Raw genomic sequence first — 15,463 nt, 5'->3', positions numbered from 1 at the left:
GCGGTGAACTGGTGGGATGGGTCGCGTGTCGACCACCCCTCGACGTACCTTCGTCGTGCTCGCCGCACTGACCGCGCTGCTCGTCTCCGGCTGCGCGAAAGAGCCGGCAGGACCGCATCTCGCCGGGCCGCCGAGCCCCTCCTCGGCCGCCCCGACCCCGACCCCGACCCCGACCGCCGCCGATCCGGCCGCCCGGGCCGCGGCCCTGGTCCGCACGCTCGCCGACGAGGACCTGGTCGGCCAGGTGCTGATGCCGTACGCCTACGGCAGCTCCGCGACCAAGGTCTCGCCCGGGTCGGCCGCCGGCAACCGGGCCCTCGCCGGGGTCGACACCCCGGCGGAGATGGTGGCGAAGTACCGGCTCGGCGGCCTGATCCTGGTCGGCTTCAGCGCCGACGACCCCACCTCCGGCAACCAGGCCACCACCAACGTCGACAACCCCAAGCAGGTCCGGGAGCTGACCACCGGGCTCCGGGAGGCCGCCGGGAAGCTCCCCGCCGGCCCGGCTCCCTTCCTCATCGGCACCGACCAGGAGTACGGCGTGGTCACCCGGGTCACCGACGGCGTGACCCTGCTGCCCAGCCCGATGGCGGCCGGGGCCGCCGGGAAACCGGCGCTGACCGAGGCCGCCTGGCGGGCCGCCGGCGCGGAACTCGCCGCGATGGGGATCAACCTCGACTTCGCCCCCGTCGCCGACGTGCTGGCCACCCGGAGCACCGTGATCGGCTCCCGCTCCTTCGGCGCCGACCCGGCCAACGCCTCCGCGCAGGTCGCCGGCGCGGTGCGGGGCCTGCAGGCCGAGGGGGTGGCGGCCAGCGTCAAGCACTTCCCCGGGCACGGCCTGAGCGCCACCGACTCGCACAAGGACGTGCCGGTGATCGGCCAGTCCCGCGACGTGCTGGACCGGACGGCGTTCCCGCCGTTCCGCGCCGGCATCGGCGCCGGCGCCATGGCGGTCATGTCGGCCCACCTCGACGTGCGGGCCGTCGACCCGGGCGTCCCGGCCACCTTCTCCCACAAGCTCCTCACCGACGTGCTGCGCGGCCAGCTCGGCTTCCAGGGCGTGGTGATCACCGACGGGATGAACATGCCGCCGGCCAAGCGCTGGTCGCCCGGCGAGGCGGCGGTGCGGGCCCTCACCGCGGGCAACGACCTCATCCTGATGACCCCGAACGTGAGCCAGGCGTACGACGGGCTGCTCGCCGCGCTCCGCGACGGCTCGCTGCCCCGGGCCCGGCTGGTGGAGGCCGCCACCCGCGTGCTCACCATGAAGTTCAAGCTGGCCGACCGGCCGACCCCGGAGCTGTCCGGACTCAACAGCGCCGACCACCGGAAGGCGGCGGCCGACCTGGCCGCGGCGGCGGTCACCCAGCTGCGCGGGAAGTGCGGCGCCCCGGTGGCCGGACCGGTCACCGTCACCTCCTCCGGCGGGCGGGACCGGACCCGGGCGACGCTGACCGAGGCGCTCACCGCGGCCGGCGTGAAGGTGGTGCCCAGTGGGGGCACCGTCGTCCACCTCGTCGGGTACGGCGACGGCGGCGACGACCTGCGCGCCGACGCCGCGGTGACGGTGGCCATGGACACCCCGTACGTGCTGGCCGCCGCGAAGTCACCGACGCTGCTGGCCACTTACTCGTCGAGCCGGGCGTCGATGACCGCGCTGGCCGGGGTGCTCGCCGGCAAGGCCCGGCCGGGCGGCCGGTCGCCGGTCCCGGTGTCCGGGCTGCCCGCCACAACCTGCGGCACCTGACCGGCGGCCGCCGCCGCGACGGGCCCGACCGCGACCAGCCCGACTGGTAGCGTTCGGTCCGTCCGCCGCCGCAGGAAACGGAGGGTCGAGCGCCGTGACGCGACCGGAGCCGGCACTCTCCGTGGTGGTGCCCATGTTCAACGAGGAGAGCGTCCTGCCGCTGCTGGCCGAGCGGCTACGCGGTGTGCTCGACGGCCTCGGCGAGGCGTACGAGGTGGTGGCGGTCGACGACGGCAGCACCGACGGCACCGCCGCCGGGCTGACCGCCCTGCGGGTGGGCTGGCCGGAGCTGCGGGTGCTGCGGCTGCGCCGCAACAGCGGCCACCAGGCCGCCCTGGTCGCCGGGCTGCTCCGCGCCCGCGGCGGGTACGTGGTCAGCATCGACGCCGACCTGCAGGACCCGCCCGAGGTGATCGTCGAGATGCTCCGCCGGGCGCGCGCCGACGAGCTGGACATCGTCTACGGCGTCCGGGCCGACCGGAGCCGGGACAGCGCGTTCAAACGGTGGACCGCGGCCGGCTACTACCGGCTCATCCGGCGGCTGGTCGGCAAGCAGGTGCCCGCCCAGGCCGGCGACTTCCGGCTGCTCAGCCGGGCCGCCGTGGAGGCGCTGCGGGAGCTGCCCGAGCGCAGCCCGGTGCTCCGCCTGGTGGTGCCCTGGCTCGGCTTCCCCAGCGGGGAGGTCGGCTACGAGCGGCAGGAACGCGCCGCCGGGCGGACCAAGTACCCGCTGTCCCGGATGGCCGGTCTGGCCGCGGAGAGCGTCACCAGCTTCTCCGCCGCGCCGCTGCGGGTGGCCACCTGGCTGGGGCTGGCCGGGGTGGCCGTCTGCGGGGTGCTGGTGGTGCTGGCGGTGCTCGCCTGGTTCGCCGGCGCCACGGTGACCGGTTGGCCGTCGCTCTACGTGGCGATCCTGTTCCTCGGCGCGGTGCAGCTGCTCTGCCTCGGCCTGCTCGGAGAGTACGTCGCCCGGATCTACACCGCGGTGCAGGGCCGGCCCGCGTACTTCGTGGCCGGCGACAGCGCCGCCGAGCCGGTTTCCGCCGGCCGGGACGTCGTCGAGCTGGCCGACACGCTGCGGTGACCACCCTCGCCACCGGGGACGCCACCCCGTCGACCGTGGGCCCGCGTCGCCATCCGGCCGCCGTCCGGTTCGCCCCCGCCGTCGCCGGCTACGCGTTCGTCGCGGTCGTCCTGCTCAGCGCCGGCACGCCCGCACTCGACATCGCCCGCTGGACGGCGTACGCCCTGCTGGCGGTGCTGCTGCCCGGCACCCTGGTGTTCCGGGCGCTGCGCCGCCGGCCGCACACCCTGGTCGAGGACCTGGCGATGGGCGCGGCCGTCGGGCTGGTGCTGGAGCTCGCCGCCTGGGCGGCGTTCACCGCCGTCGGGGCGCCCGGCTGGTTGCGCCTCTGGCCGCTGGCGGTGCTGGCGCCGTTCGCCGCCGTGCCGCGGCTGCGCCGGCACTGGCGGGTCCACTACGACACCGTCGCCCCGGCCGGCTGGGCCTGGGCGCTGACCGCGGTGGTCGCCGGCTTCACCCTCTACCTGTACGAGTCGTTCCTGGCCGTCAACCCGGTGCTCCCCACCGACGAGGGGCAGGCGCAGTACATCGACCTGGCGTTCCAGCTCTCCCTCGCCGGGGCGGCCACCCACCAGGTGCCGCTGGAGGTGCCGCAGGTGGCCGGGGAGCCGCTGCACTACCACTGGTTCGGCTTCGCCCACCTGGCGGCGACCAGCCTGGTCAGCGGGGTCGACCTGCCGACGATCTTCTTCCGGCTCGCCGTGCCGGCGCTCTGCGCGCTCGCCGCCGTGCTGGTCGCCGTGGTGGGCTGGCGGATCACCGGCCGGCCGTACGCCGGGGTGGTCGCCGCGGGGCTGATGTTCACCGTCGGGGAGTTCGGCTTCGAGAACGGGTGGCGGCAGCTCTTCGGCACCCAGGTCACCTTCATCGTCTGGGGCAGCCCGTCGATGACGTACAGCTGGGTGCTGCTGTTGCCGCTGATCGCGGCGCTCGGGGAGATCGTCGGTCGGGCCTGCGGCGTGGCCGTGCCCCCGTTCGGGCGCGGCGCCTGGGTGCTCGCGGCGCTCTTTCTGGCCGCCTCCACCGGCGCGAAGGCCAGCACGGTGCCGGTGGTGCTGGCCGCGCTCGGGTTCACCGCCGTGCTGCTGCTGGCGGTCCGGCGCCGGCTGCCGCGCGCGGTGCTCGTCGCCGCCGGGCTGGCCCTCGCGGCGCAGGTCTTCGCCACGGCGGTGCTCTTCGCCTTCGAGAGCCACGGGGTGACCGTCGACCCGTTCTCCGGGCTGCGGACCTACCTGCCCGAGGACCGTTCCGCCGGGGTCACCGCGATGCTCTGGGTGGCGGTGCTGCTGGCCCTCCTGCTCAGCCTCCAGCTCCGGCTGGCCGGCGTCCTGGCGCTGCTGCGGGCGCGCCGCGGCCGGCTGGAGCCGGTGCAGCTCCTCCTGCTCGGCGGCGCGCTCGCCGGGCCGGCGATCTACCTGCTGGTCGGCCACCCGGGCAGCAGCAACCAGTACTTCACCCGGACCGGCTTCGCCTTCGGCGTTCTCCTCTCCGCCTGGGGCTGGGTCGAGGTGGCCGATCGGGCCGCGCTGTCGGCCCGCGGACAGCTGCTGCTCGGGGTGGGGACCGCCGGGTTCGCGGTGCTGCTGACCGCGGTCCAGCTCGGGTCCGTGACCAGCACGCCGGCGATCCCCGCGTACGCCCCGGTGCTGCCGCTGCTCTGCTGGGCCGCCGCCCTGACGGTGGTGGCGCTGCTGGTCGCCCTGTGCTGGCCGGCGTTGGTCGGGCGCTGGCCCGGGCTGGCCGGCCGGGGCGGGCTGCTGCTGCTCACCGCCGTGCTGGTCGCCGGCGCGCCCGGCCTGGTCATGGACGCGGCCGCCGCCGGGAAGCAGCCGAACGGCGGGGCGTACCCGGTGGTGCCGATGCCCGCCTCCCGCGTCGAGGCGGCCCGCTGGGTCCACGCGCACAGCGACCCGGACGACGTGATGGCCACCAACGTGCACTGCCGGGCCGTGGTGGACGGCTGGTGCGACGCCCGCACGTTCTGGCTCAGCGGCTACGCCGAGCGCGCGGTGCTGGTGGAGGGGTGGGCGTTCGCGCCCCGGATGGTCGGGCTGCCCGAGGGCCCGTACGCCCCGTTCTGGGACGCCGACCGGCTGCGCGCCAACGACGCCGCGTTCACCGCCCCGACGGCCGCCGGGCTGGCCGCCCTCCGCGACCGGTACGGGGTGCGCTGGCTGGTGGTAGACCGCGCCGTCGCAGCGGAGTCGCCGACCCTGCGCACCCTGGCCGACCTGCGCTTCGAGAACTCCCGGACGGCCGTCTACCGGCTCCGTTGATCCGGCCGGGCGGTCCGGCTCAGCCCTCGGCCGGGCGGTGGGCGCGGAGCATCAGCGAGACACCGGGGAGCGACTTCACCGGCAGGTACCGCTCGGCGGTGATGATCGTGCGCAGCCCGAGGTTGACCACCGGGTGCAGGTCGTCCAGGTCGCTGCCGGTCGACTTCCGCCGCCGCCAGGCCGCGACCGGGCGGAGCACCACGTTCCAGCTCCACAGCTCGTCGACGACCAGCCCGGCCTTCTCCACCACCGCCCGCAGCGAGGCACGGTCGTAGCGGCGCACGTGGCCGACCGCCACGTCGTGCGCGGACCAGAGCCGCATGTCGCACGGCACCGCGATCAGCGCCGTCCCGCCCGGGCGCAGGGTGCGCCGGATCTCGGCGGCGGCGAGGTGGTCCTCGTCGAAGTGCTCCAGGATGTCGAAGGCGACCACCAGGCCCAGGCTGGCCGAGGGGACCGGCAGGTGGCGGGCGTCGGCCCGGATCACGTCCAGGCCGCGTTCCCGGGCCACCCCGGCGCCCTCGGCGCTGTACTCCAGGGCCAGCGGGCGCCAGCCGTGCGCCCGCAGCACCCGGGTGTTGCCGCCGCCGGCCGCCCCGATGTCCAGCGCCCGCTCCGGTCGCGTCCCGGCCGCCGCCAGCCGGCGCAGCGCCCGACCCAGCAGGGCGCGCCGCTCCCGGTACCACCAGTGGGTGTCCTCGAGCGTGGCGAGCTTGCGGATCTCGGTCGCTTCCACGCCGCAGACGGTAACAGGGCCCCTCCGTGCCGGAGGGGCCCTGTCCGAACCCGTCGTTACAGCGGGATGTTGCCGTGCGCGCCCCGGGCGGCCGGCGCCGCGGCGAGCGCCTCGGCGATCCGGCGCCGGCTCTCCTCCGGCTTGATCACGTCGTCCACCACGCCGATCTCCAGCGCCCGGTTGACGCCACCGGCGAACCGGACCTGCTCCTCGATCAGCTGGGCGCGCAGCGCCTCCCGCTCCTCGGCGGGCGCGGCGGCCAGCTGCTTGCGGTGCAGGATGTTCACCGCCGCGCTGGCGCCCATCACCGCGACCTCCGCGTTCGGCCAGGCGAAAACCGCGGTGGCGCCGAGCGACCGGGAGTTCATCGCGATGTACGCGCCGCCGTACGCCTTGCGGGTCACCAGCGTCACCCGCGGCACCACCGCCTCGGCGAACGCGTGCAGCAGCTTCGCGCCGCGCCGGACCACGCCGTCCCACTCCTGGCCCAGGCCGGGCAGGTAACCGGGGACGTCGACCAGGACGATCAGCGGCACCCCGAGCGAGTCGCACATCCGCACGAACCGGGCCGCCTTCTCCGCGCTGGACGCGTCGAGGCAGCCACCCAGCCGCAGCGGGTTGTTGGCGATCACGCCGACCGTCCGGCCGGCGAACCGGCCGAGCGTGGTGACGACGTTCGGCGCCCACTTGGCGTGCAGTTCCACGCCCGGGGCGTCGAGCAGCGCCTTGACCACCGGCTTCACGTCGTACGCCCGGTTGGTCTCGGCCGGCATCTTCGCGGCCAGGTCGTGCCCGTCGGTCGCGCCGGCCGGCACGTCGTCGGGGCAGAGCCGCCCCTGGTGGCCCAGCAGCGCGGCGAGCTTGCGCGACTCGACCATCGCCGCCTCGTCGTCGGCGCAGGTCACGTGCACCACGCCGGAGCGCCGGCCGTGCGGCTCGGGGCCGCCCAGGCGCTCCATGTCGACCTGCTCGCCGGTGACGCTGCGGACCACCTCGGGGCCGGTGACGAAGATCCGGCCGGCACCACTCATCACCACGATGTCGGTCAGCGCCGGACCGTACGCGGCGCCACCGGCGGCCGGGCCGAGCACCACGGAGATCTGCGGCACCCGGCCGGAGGCCCGGACCATGGCGGCGAAGACCTGCCCGACGGCGTCGAGCGCGACGACGCCCTCGGCCAGCCGGGCGCCGCCGGAGTGCCAGAGGCCGAGCACCGGCACCCGCTCCCGGACGGCGGTGTCGATCGCGTCCACGACGTGCCGGCACCCGTCGGTGCCCATCGCGCCGCCCATCTTCGTGGCGTCGGTGGCGAACGCGATCGCCGGCGTACCGTCGATCTCACCCCGCGCCCAGAGCGCGCCGGAGGTGTCCCGCGGCGAGGCCAGGCGCAGCGTGCCGGCGTCGAACAGCGCCCGCAGCCGCACCTCGGGATCTCGGTGGTCCACGGTCGCGCTCTCCGCGCTGACGGCGGTCGTGGTCACTTGTGCCTCCAAGGCTGTGGTCTCAGGCCCGCGTGAAGACGAGAGCCACGTTGTGACCGCCGAAGCCGAACGCGTTGTTCAGCGCGGCGGGGATCTCCAGGTGGCGCGCCTTGTGGGCGGCCACGTCCATGGTCAGGCCCTCGTCCGGGTCGTCCAGGTTGATCGTCGGAGGCACGACACTGTCGCGGATGGCCAGGATGGCGGCGATCGACTCCAGCGCGCCGGCCGCGCCGAGCAGGTGCCCGGTCATCGACTTGGTGGCGGAGAGCACCGGGTGGTCGCCGAGCGCCTTGTGCAGCGCGCCGATCTCCAGCATGTCGCCCACCGGGGTCGAGGTGGCGTGCGCGTTGACGTGCCTGATGTCCGTCTTCGCGACGTCCGCGTCGGCGATCGCCTTCGCGATGGCCCGGATCGCGCCCTCGCCCTCGGCGTGCGGCTGCACGATGTCGTACGCGTCCGAGGTGATGCCGGCACCGGCGAGGCGCGCGTACACCCGGGCGCCGCGGGCGGCGGCGTGGTCGGCGCGCTCCAGGACCACCACGCCCGCGCCCTCGCCGAGCACGAAGCCGTCCCGGCCCTTGTCCCACGGGCGGGAGGCCCGCTCCGGCTCGTCGTTGCGGGTCGACATGGCCCGCATCGAGGCGAAGCCGGCGATCGGCAGCGGGTGGATGACCGCCTCGGTGCCGCCGGCCACCACCACGTCGGCCCGGCCGGCGCGGATGATGTCCAGGCCGAGCGCGATCGCCTCGGCGCCGGTCGCGCAGGCGCTGGCCACCGAGTGCACGCCGGCCTTGGCGCCCAGCTCCAGCCCGACCCAGGCGGCCGGACCGTTCGGCATCAGCATCGGCACCGTGTGCGGGGAGACCCGCCGCGGCCCGGACGCCTCCAGGATGTCGTCCTGGGCGAGCAGGGTGGTGGCGCCGCCGATGCCGGAGCCGACGCTGACCGCCAGCCGCTCCGGGTCCAGCCCGGAGTCGGCCAGGCCGGCGTCGGCCCAGGCCTGCTGCGCCGCGATGATCGCGATCGCCTCGGACCGGTCCAGCCGGCGCAGCTTGACCCGCTCCAGCACCTCGGAGGGTTCCACCGCGAGCTGGGCGGCGATCCGGACGGAAAGTTGCCCGGCCCACTCCTGGGTGAGCGCACTCACCCCGGAGCGGCCGGCGAGCATGGCGTCCCAGGTCGACGCGACGTCCCCGCCGAGCGGGGTCGTCGCGCCGAGCCCGGTGACGACGACGTCGGGGCGACTCATGATCAGGACTGCGCCGCGATGTAGCTGACGGCGTCCCCGACGGTCTTCAGGTTCTGCACCTCGTTGTCCGGGATCTTGACGCCGAACTTCTCCTCGGCCGCCACCACGACCTCCACCATGGAGAGGGAGTCGACATCGAGGTCGTCGGTGAAGGACTTCCCCTCGGCCACGTCGTCCGGGTTCACCCCGGCAACCTCTTCGAGGATCTCGGCGAGGCCGGCGGTGATCTCGTCACGGGTCATTGCGGTTGGTTCCTTTCATCGGGGGTTCACTCGACGGCCGGCGGTGCCGGTCGTCACACCTCGGCGCGTGCGCGCCCGAGGGGGTCTTCAGGGGCAGCGGACGACCTGACCGGCGTAGGTCAGGCCGCCGCCGAAGCCGAACAGCAGCACCGGGGCGCCCGCGGGCACCTCCCGCCGCTCGACCAGCTTGGACAGGGCCAGCGGCACGCTCGCTGCCGAGGTGTTGCCGGACTCGACGATGTCCTTGGCGATGATCGCGTCCGGGATGTTCAGCCGCTTGGCGATGCCGTCGATGATCCGGCCGTTGGCCTGGTGCGGCACGAACGCGGCCAGCTCCGACGGCGCCACCCCGGCCTTCTCGCAGGCCTGCAGCGCCAGCGGCGCCAGCGCGGTGGTGGCCCAGCGGAAGACCGCCTGCCCCTCCTGCGCGATGTACGGGCGCCAGCCCTCGATCCGGACCGCGTCGCTCTTCTCCGGCACCGAGCCCCAGACCACCGGGCCCACCCCGGCCGGCTCACCCTCCGCGGCGGCGGTCACCACGGCCGCGCCGGCGCCGTCGCCGAAGATGATGCAGGTGGAGCGGTCGGTCCAGTCGGTGAAGTCGGAGAGCTTCTCCGCGCCGATGACGATGGCGTTGCGCGCCGCCCCGGCCCGGATCGCGTGGTCGACGGTACCGAGGGCGTACGCGAAGCCGGAGCAGGCGGTGTTGATGTCGTACGCGGCCGGGGCGGTGATGCCCAGCTTGGCGGCGACCCGGCAGGCCACGTTCGGGCTGCGGTCGACCGAGGTGCAGGTGGCCACCACGACGAGGTCGATGTCGGCGGCGGTGAGGCCGGAGTTGGCCAGCGCCTTGCCGGCGGCGGCGGTGGCCATGTCGGCCACCGTCTCGTCGCCGGCGATCCGCCGGGTGACGATCCCGACCCGGTCCCGGATCCACTCGTCGTTGGTGTCCACGAGCTGGGCGAGGTCGTCGTTGGTCACCACCCGCGACGGTTGGTAGTGGCCCATCGAGACGATCCGACTGCCTGCCATTAGTGCTGTCCTCCGATGCGGGCGAGCGGCTGGCCCGGGGCGACCGGGTCGTCGTGGTGGGCGAGCCACTCGGTGAGCAGCCCGCTGTCGTGCGCGGTCACCTCGACCGGCCCCTGCCGGGTGGCCACGTGACCGATGACCTGGCCGGTGCGCAGGTCCGCGCCCTCGGCCAACTCGGCGAGCGGCTCGAAGGTGCCGGCGGCGGGGGAGACCACCACCCGGAACTGGATCACCGGCTCGTGGCCGCCCAGGCCGCTGTGCCGGGCGATCAGGTCCCGCGCGGCGGGCAGGTCGTCGGGGGTGTTCAGGGTGACGATCTCGGGCACGCCGGTGGCCTTCAGTTCCCGCTTGACCAGGCCGGCCAGGGTGCCGGCGGGGGGCAGCTCGATCACCCCGGTGACACCGAGGTCGGCCAGGTTGCGCATGCACAGGTCCCAGCGCACCGGCGCGGTCACCTGCCGGACCAGCCGCTGCACCATCTCCCGGCCGTGGTTGACCGCCGAGCCGTCGAGGTTGGACAGCAGGATCCGGGCGGGGTCGGCCGGGGTGATCCCGGCGGCGACACCGGCCAGCGCGGCCTCGGCCGGGGCCATGTACGGCGTGTGGAAGGCGCCGGCCACCTGGAGCCGGATCACCCGGGTCTTCGCCGGTGGCTCGGCGGCCAGCTTGTCCAGCCCGGCCACCGCGCCCGCGGCGACGATCTGGCCGGCGCCGTTGCGGTTGGCCGGGTGCAGCCCGTGCGTCTCGATCGCGGCGAGCACCTCGTCCGGGTCGCCGCCGAGCACGGCGGCCATCCCGGTGGGCTCCAGCGCGCAGGCGGCGGCCATCTCCCGGCCGCGGACGCCGGCGAGGGTGATCGCCGCCTCGGCGGGCAGCACCCCGGCGAGGGCGGCGGCGCCCAGCTCACCGACGCTGTGCCCGGCGGTTACCGCGACGTCGTACATCGGCAGGTGCTCGGCGGCGAGCAGCGCGGCCGCGACCAGCAGCGGCTGGGTGCGGGCGGTGTCCCTGATCTCCTCGGCGTCGGCCTTCGTGCCGAGGTGGACCAGGTCGACGCCGGCCAGCGCGGACCACCAGCGCAGCCGCGCCTCGGAGCCGGTCAGGTCGAGCCAGGGAGTCAGGAAGCCGGGTTTCTGGGAACCCTGGCCGGGTGAGAGTACGGCGAGCACGCTTATGACTCTGACGGATACTCGTGGGTCGCGCTGTAGCGAGGGACACCAAACCGCACTAGAACCTTTGGCGGTTTCCTACAAAAATCGGCGGTGATCATCACCGGCCTGTGATGTTTTCCTCACGGCTGGGGTCATTGTCTGGGTCGGGACGGGTGCGACCCCCGGGACGACCGGGTCCAGCCGACCCACCGTCAGCGCCACCTGGAGGGCGAACGCGTCGCGGGGCGCCAGCGGCGAGAAGCCCGTCACCTCCGCGATCCGCTTCAGCCGGTAGCGCACCGTGTTCGGGTGCACGAAGAGCGCCCGGGCGGCACTCTCCAGCGTGCCCCCGGCCGCGAAGAACGCGTCCAGCGTCTCGAGCAGCTCGCCACCGGCCCGGACCAGCGTGGCGTACACGTCGTGCCGGAGCCGGCGGCGGGCCTCCGCGTCGCCGGCCAGGGCCCGCTCGGGCAGCAGGTCGGCGGCCGGCACCGGGCGCGGCGCGGTCGGCCAGGCCGGGGCCGCCCGGAACCCGGCCAGCGCGGCCCGCGCGGAGTCCGTCGCCTCGTCCAGGCTGGGTACGGCCGGACCGACCACCACCGGCCCGTCGCCGAACGCCGTGAGCAGCTTCTCCGTCGCGCCCAGCGGGTCGGCCGCCCCGCCGAGCACGATGACCAGCCGGTCGCCGTGCACGCCGCCGATCACCTCCACCCCGATCCGTCGGGCCTGCCGGTAGACGGTGTGCAGCACGGCGGCCACCTCGCCGCCGGGAGAGCGGCCCACCGCCACCGCCACCGGTGGCGCGTCCGTCCAGCCCAGCGCGGCCGCCCGGCTGGCCAGCACGTCCGGCGAGTCGCCGCGCAGCAGGGCGTCCACCAGCAGGGCCTGCAACCGGGCGTCCCAGGAGCCGCGCGACTCGGCGGCGCGGGCGTACACCCGGGCGGCGGCGAAGGCGATTTCCCGGGAGAAGCGCAGCACCGCCTCGCGCAGCTGCTGCTCCTCGCCCTTCGCGGCCAGGTGCGACACCTGCTCCTCGACCACGTCGATGGTGACCTTGATCAGCGCCACGGTCTGCTGGAGGCTGATCGAGCGGGCCAGCGCCTGCGGGGCGGTGGCGAAGACCTCGTCGGAGACCTCCTGGGTGCTGTCCGCGGTGCCGCCGCCGGACTGCAGCCACTGCACCAGCGACCGGGCGCCCGCCTGGGCGACCAGCATGACCCAGGAGCGCTGGTCCGCCGGAAGCTCCCGGAACCAGGGCAGGCTCTCGTCCATCCGGGCCACGCTGGCGGTGGCCAGGGCCCCCGCCGCCCGTTCGATCCGGCGCAGCGTGGCCGACAGGTCGCTACCGCCCGGCTCGCTCACCGCTCCAGCCTGACACGCCCTGAGCAGGGACTCCACACCGAGGGGCCCGTCCGTCAGGCCGTCCGGCGGCCCGGGCCGACCTGATGATCTCCGCCGTCCGCCGATCCGGTACGCGGCGCACACGTCGTCCGCCCCGGCCAGTACGGTGTCAGGGCACGTCGGGGCGACCTGCCCGACGGGCGATGGCGAACGTGAGGAGACCGGGATGGGGCACGGGGAGGCCGAGCACGGCTGCGCCCAGGGCGAGCCCTGCCGGCCGGGCCACCACGAGCAGGTGCCGTCCGCCAAGCATCCCCGCCGGCTCAGCGGCGTGCCGCACCAGGGGGAGCCGACCGCCGGGCGCGGGACCGACCGCGTCGACGACGACCCGCCCGCTCCCCGCCAGCGCGGGCCCGAGCCGGACGAGCTGGACCCGCCCGAGCCGGCGCCCGCCCAGGGCTGCCGCAGCGACCTGGCCGGCTGGGCCGGGGCGCACCGGCACGGCGCCGTCCGGCCCCGCAACCGGACGCTCCGCCGGGAACGGCCGCCGCACCGTTGGTGCTGACCCCGCGGCCGCCCCGCTGCGGCTTAGTAGCGTGAGCAGGGTGAAGGCGATCGCGATCGACGCGTACGGCTCGGCCGACCAGCTCGCCCTGCGGGACCTGCCGGAGCCGCCGGTCGGCCCGGACACCGTGTTGGTGCGGGTGCGGGCCGCCGGGGTCAACCCGGTCGACTGGAAGGTCCGCGAGGGCCACCTGGCCGGCGCCATGCCGATGCACTTCCCGCTGGTGCCCGGCTGGGACGCGGCCGGCGTGGTGGCCGCCGTCGGCCCGGCGGTGGCCGGCTTCGCCGTCGGGGACGAGGTCGTCGGGTACGTCCGGCGCGACGACGTCCAGTACGGCACGTACGCCGAACTGGTGCCCGCCCCGGAACGGACGCTGGCCGACAAACCGGTGCGGGCGTCCTGGGCCGAGGCGGGTGGCCTGCCGCTGGCCGGGTTGACCGCGTACCAGGCGTTGCAGCTGGCCCGGACCGGCGCCGGGGACACCGTGCTGGTGCACGGGGCGTCGGGCGGGGTGGGGCATCTGGCCGTGCAGCTGGCCCGGGCGCTGGGCGCCGACAAGGTGATCGGCACCGCGGGCGAGGCCAACCACGACTTCGTCCGGTCGCTGGGCGCCGAGCCGGTGGCGTACGGCGACGGGTTGCTGGACCGGGTCCGTGCCGTCGCGCCTGACGGGGTGGACGTGGCGCTGGACCTCTTCGGCGGGGAGGCGCTGGACGTCTCCGCCGAGCTGCTGAACCGGCCCGCCCGGCTGATCTCCACCGCCGACCCGGAGCACGTGACCCGCCTCGGCGGCAGCTACCTCTTCGTCAAGCCGTCCACCTCGGACCTGAGCGTGCTGGCCGGGCTGGTCGACGCCGGCCGGCTCGCCGTGCACGTGGCCCGGACGTTCCCGCTCGCCGAGGCTGCCGAGGCGCAGCGGCTGGTCGAGGCGGGGCACGTCCGCGGCAAGGTGGTGCTGGAGGTCTGAGCCGGGGCCGCCCGCCGGGCGCCGGCGGTGATCCGCTCAGCGGGTGCGGCGCCGGATCAGCAGCGAGATGCCGGCGAGGCCGGTGGTGATGACCAGCACCACGCCGACGTTGAGCAGCAACAGCCGCTGGAGCTGGCCCATCGCGTCGTCGATGTCCTGCACGGGGTTCAGCGCCTCCTCCGGGATGACCCGCTCGCCGCCGCCCACGCCGCCGCTGACCGTGTCGAACTGCCGCTCCAGCGGCACGCCGACGGTGCGCAGCGTCTCCGACATGTTGAGCCGGCCGAAGAACCAGCCGGCCCGGGTCTTGCTCCGGTCGGGCTGCTTGGCCGGCCGGTAGACCCGGGGGCCGCCCTCGGCCAGCGGGTAGAGGTCGTACGTCTGCTTGGGCACGTCCCCGGCGAGGACCATGAGCGTGTACTTAGGACCGAGGTTCTTCGCCTCCGGCCCGCGCTGCTGGCCGGTACGGCCGAGCCAGCTCACCTGGTCGATGACGGCGACGACCTCGGTGGGTCGGGTGTCGGCGCGCAGCCGCAGCGGCTGACCGAGCCGGTCGCCGGTGATGTCCACTCCGGCGGGTGGCGGCTTGGCCCCCGCCGCCTGGGCCGTGCCGGCGAGGGCCAGCGAGCAGGCCGTCACTATCAGCGCTCCGGTCCCCGCGGCCAGCAGCCGCCTCACCTTCCGGACCATCGCCGCCTCCTCGCCCCGTTCGATGGGTGGCTTCCGCTGCAGGTGACACGTTGGTCGGCCGACGATGGTGATCATGCCCACAGACCGGGTCCCCACCTCAAAGACTCCGCAGAACGTCGCTCGGTTGCAGCTGCTGGAAGAGTAATTGGAACTATCTGCGATCTGGGACCGACCAACGAGTAGCCGTTGATCAGCGGGCGGATCGTACCTTTGCGGAGGGGTTCATGGGGGGCAGCGTGGCACGCGTGGCGCGTACCCGGCTAGCGGTTCTCGGCGTGGCGGTCGGTGTGTCGGTGGCGTTGCCGGCCACCCCGGCGGCCGCGCACAACTCGTTGACCGGCAGCGACCCGCGGAACGGGGCGCGGCTGGCGGCCGCGCCGAAGCGGATCGAGCTCCGGTTCCTCGCCACCCCGGCCCCCGGTACGACGAAGATCACAGTCACCGGGCCGGGCAACGCGCCGGCGACGGGCGGCGTGCCGACGTTCCGCGGCAACCGGGTGAGCGTGCCGTTCAAGGCGGGGGCGGCCGGCCTCTACATCGTCGACTACCGGGTCGGGTCGGTTGACGGACATCCGGTGACGGGCGAGATCCGGTTCTCCCTCACCACCGGCACGCCGGCCGCGCCGCCGTCGGCCACCGCGCCGCCGTCCGCCGCCCCGTCGGCCGGCGCCGGGGCGACGGGGCCGACCACCTCGCCGACCGCCCCGGCGAGCGGTTCCCCGGTGAGCCCGGCGCCGACCGGAGAGAGCTCCGACGAGCGGGGCGCGGGCTGGTTCTGGCTGCTCGCCGCCGTCGTGGTGCTCCTCCTGCTCGGCGGCGGCCTCCTGCTCCGCCGCCGCACGACGCGCCGCTGACCGCCGCCGCGCGTACGACGCAGGGCCCGCCGGATGACCGGCGGC

Annotated in this window: 14 protein-coding genes; 6 read left to right on the top strand and 8 right to left on the bottom strand. The window is 75.2% G+C overall.

Going from position 1 to position 15,463, the window contains the following annotated elements:
• Positions 1-16 precede the first annotated feature (16 nt).
• From ACFOYX_RS06395 to ACFOYX_RS06385, 3 genes are all read left to right on the top strand, one after another.
• Positions 17-1,750, top strand: a complete 1,734-nt coding sequence (locus ACFOYX_RS06395; protein WP_322442212.1) for a glycoside hydrolase family 3 protein — start codon at positions 17-19, stop codon at positions 1,748-1,750.
• A 94-nt stretch (positions 1,751-1,844) separates the two neighbouring features.
• Entirely contained in the window at positions 1,845-2,834 is a 990-nt protein-coding gene (locus ACFOYX_RS06390; RefSeq protein WP_322442213.1) for a glycosyltransferase family 2 protein, read from the top strand.
• On the top strand, positions 2,831-5,110 hold the full coding sequence (locus ACFOYX_RS06385; protein ID WP_322442214.1) for a hypothetical protein: 2,280 nt from the start codon (positions 2,831-2,833) through the stop codon (positions 5,108-5,110). Before ACFOYX_RS06390 ends, ACFOYX_RS06385 begins: the two co-directional genes overlap by 4 nt.
• A gap of 19 nt (positions 5,111-5,129) precedes the next feature.
• Here ACFOYX_RS06385 and ACFOYX_RS06380 read toward each other — a convergent pair whose 3' ends face one another.
• From ACFOYX_RS06380 to ACFOYX_RS06350, 7 genes are all read right to left on the bottom strand, one after another.
• Positions 5,130-5,846: a class I SAM-dependent methyltransferase gene (locus ACFOYX_RS06380; protein WP_322442215.1), complete on the bottom strand. Its 717-nt coding sequence runs from the start codon at positions 5,844-5,846 to the stop codon at positions 5,130-5,132.
• 56 nt (positions 5,847-5,902) lie between these two features.
• Entirely contained in the window at positions 5,903-7,327 is a 1,425-nt protein-coding gene (locus tag ACFOYX_RS06375) for a carboxyl transferase domain-containing protein (RefSeq protein WP_322442216.1), read from the bottom strand.
• A 22-nt stretch (positions 7,328-7,349) separates the two neighbouring features.
• A complete protein-coding gene (gene fabF, locus ACFOYX_RS06370; RefSeq protein ID WP_238454123.1) occupies positions 7,350-8,576 on the bottom strand; it encodes a beta-ketoacyl-ACP synthase II in 1,227 nt (408 codons plus the stop codon).
• Positions 8,577-8,578: 2 nt separating this feature from the next.
• Positions 8,579-8,818 carry an acyl carrier protein gene (locus ACFOYX_RS06365; RefSeq protein ID WP_088972559.1) on the bottom strand — a complete coding sequence of 80 codons (240 nt, stop codon included), beginning with the start codon at positions 8,816-8,818 and terminating at the stop codon, positions 8,579-8,581.
• 87 nt (positions 8,819-8,905) lie between these two features.
• Positions 8,906-9,850, bottom strand: coding sequence for a beta-ketoacyl-ACP synthase III (locus ACFOYX_RS06360; RefSeq protein WP_109804971.1), 945 nt, complete (start codon positions 9,848-9,850; stop codon positions 8,906-8,908).
• Positions 9,850-11,019 carry an acyltransferase domain-containing protein gene (locus ACFOYX_RS06355; RefSeq protein ID WP_322442217.1) on the bottom strand — a complete coding sequence of 390 codons (1,170 nt, stop codon included), beginning with the start codon at positions 11,017-11,019 and terminating at the stop codon, positions 9,850-9,852. The genes ACFOYX_RS06360 and ACFOYX_RS06355 overlap by 1 nt, the downstream gene beginning before the upstream one ends.
• A 78-nt stretch (positions 11,020-11,097) precedes the next feature.
• Positions 11,098-12,420: a helix-turn-helix domain-containing protein gene (locus ACFOYX_RS06350; RefSeq protein ID WP_322442269.1), complete on the bottom strand. Its 1,323-nt coding sequence runs from the start codon at positions 12,418-12,420 to the stop codon at positions 11,098-11,100.
• Between the two features lie 148 nt (positions 12,421-12,568).
• Between ACFOYX_RS06350 and ACFOYX_RS06345 the strand changes: the two genes are divergently transcribed.
• Together ACFOYX_RS06345 and ACFOYX_RS06340 are read left to right on the top strand one after the other, a co-directional pair.
• Entirely contained in the window at positions 12,569-12,907 is a 339-nt protein-coding gene (locus ACFOYX_RS06345; RefSeq protein WP_109804968.1) for a hypothetical protein, read from the top strand.
• A gap of 40 nt (positions 12,908-12,947) precedes the next feature.
• The gene (locus ACFOYX_RS06340; RefSeq protein WP_322442218.1) at positions 12,948-13,874 is read left to right on the top strand and encodes an NADP-dependent oxidoreductase; all 927 of its coding nucleotides are present in this window, start codon (positions 12,948-12,950) and stop codon (positions 13,872-13,874) included.
• A 36-nt stretch (positions 13,875-13,910) separates the two neighbouring features.
• Here the strand turns inward: ACFOYX_RS06340 and ACFOYX_RS06335 are convergent, their stop codons facing one another.
• Positions 13,911-14,564: a hypothetical protein gene (locus ACFOYX_RS06335; RefSeq protein WP_322442219.1), complete on the bottom strand. Its 654-nt coding sequence runs from the start codon at positions 14,562-14,564 to the stop codon at positions 13,911-13,913.
• Between the two features lie 224 nt (positions 14,565-14,788).
• On the opposite strand from ACFOYX_RS06335, the gene ACFOYX_RS06330 reads away from it, so the two are divergent.
• A complete protein-coding gene (locus tag ACFOYX_RS06330) occupies positions 14,789-15,418 on the top strand; it encodes a copper resistance protein CopC (protein ID WP_322442220.1) in 630 nt (209 codons plus the stop codon).
• Positions 15,419-15,463 lie beyond the last annotated feature (45 nt).

Source organism: Micromonospora sp. GCM10011541, from assembly GCF_042650725.1.
GTDB lineage: Bacteria > Actinomycetota > Actinomycetes > Mycobacteriales > Micromonosporaceae > Micromonospora > Micromonospora sicca.
This window is presented reverse-complemented; position numbering and strand designations above follow the sequence as displayed.

What these genes read in the sequence shown, in the direction of transcription:
- ACFOYX_RS06395 (WP_322442212.1), top strand. Translation starts at nt 17, where the DNA reads ATGGGTCGCGTGTCGACCACCCCTCGACGTACCTTCGTCGTGCTCGCC.
- fabF (WP_238454123.1), bottom strand. Translation starts at nt 8,576, where the DNA reads ATGAGTCGCCCCGACGTCGTCGTCACCGGGCTCGGCGCGACGACCCCG.
- ACFOYX_RS06365 (WP_088972559.1), bottom strand. Translation starts at nt 8,818, where the DNA reads ATGACCCGTGACGAGATCACCGCCGGCCTCGCCGAGATCCTCGAAGAG.
- ACFOYX_RS06360 (WP_109804971.1), bottom strand. Translation starts at nt 9,850, where the DNA reads ATGGCAGGCAGTCGGATCGTCTCGATGGGCCACTACCAACCGTCGCGG.
- ACFOYX_RS06345 (WP_109804968.1), top strand. Translation starts at nt 12,569, where the DNA reads ATGGGGCACGGGGAGGCCGAGCACGGCTGCGCCCAGGGCGAGCCCTGC.
- ACFOYX_RS06335 (WP_322442219.1), bottom strand. Translation starts at nt 14,564, where the DNA reads ATGGTCCGGAAGGTGAGGCGGCTGCTGGCCGCGGGGACCGGAGCGCTG.
- ACFOYX_RS06330 (WP_322442220.1), top strand. Translation starts at nt 14,789, where the DNA reads ATGGGGGGCAGCGTGGCACGCGTGGCGCGTACCCGGCTAGCGGTTCTC.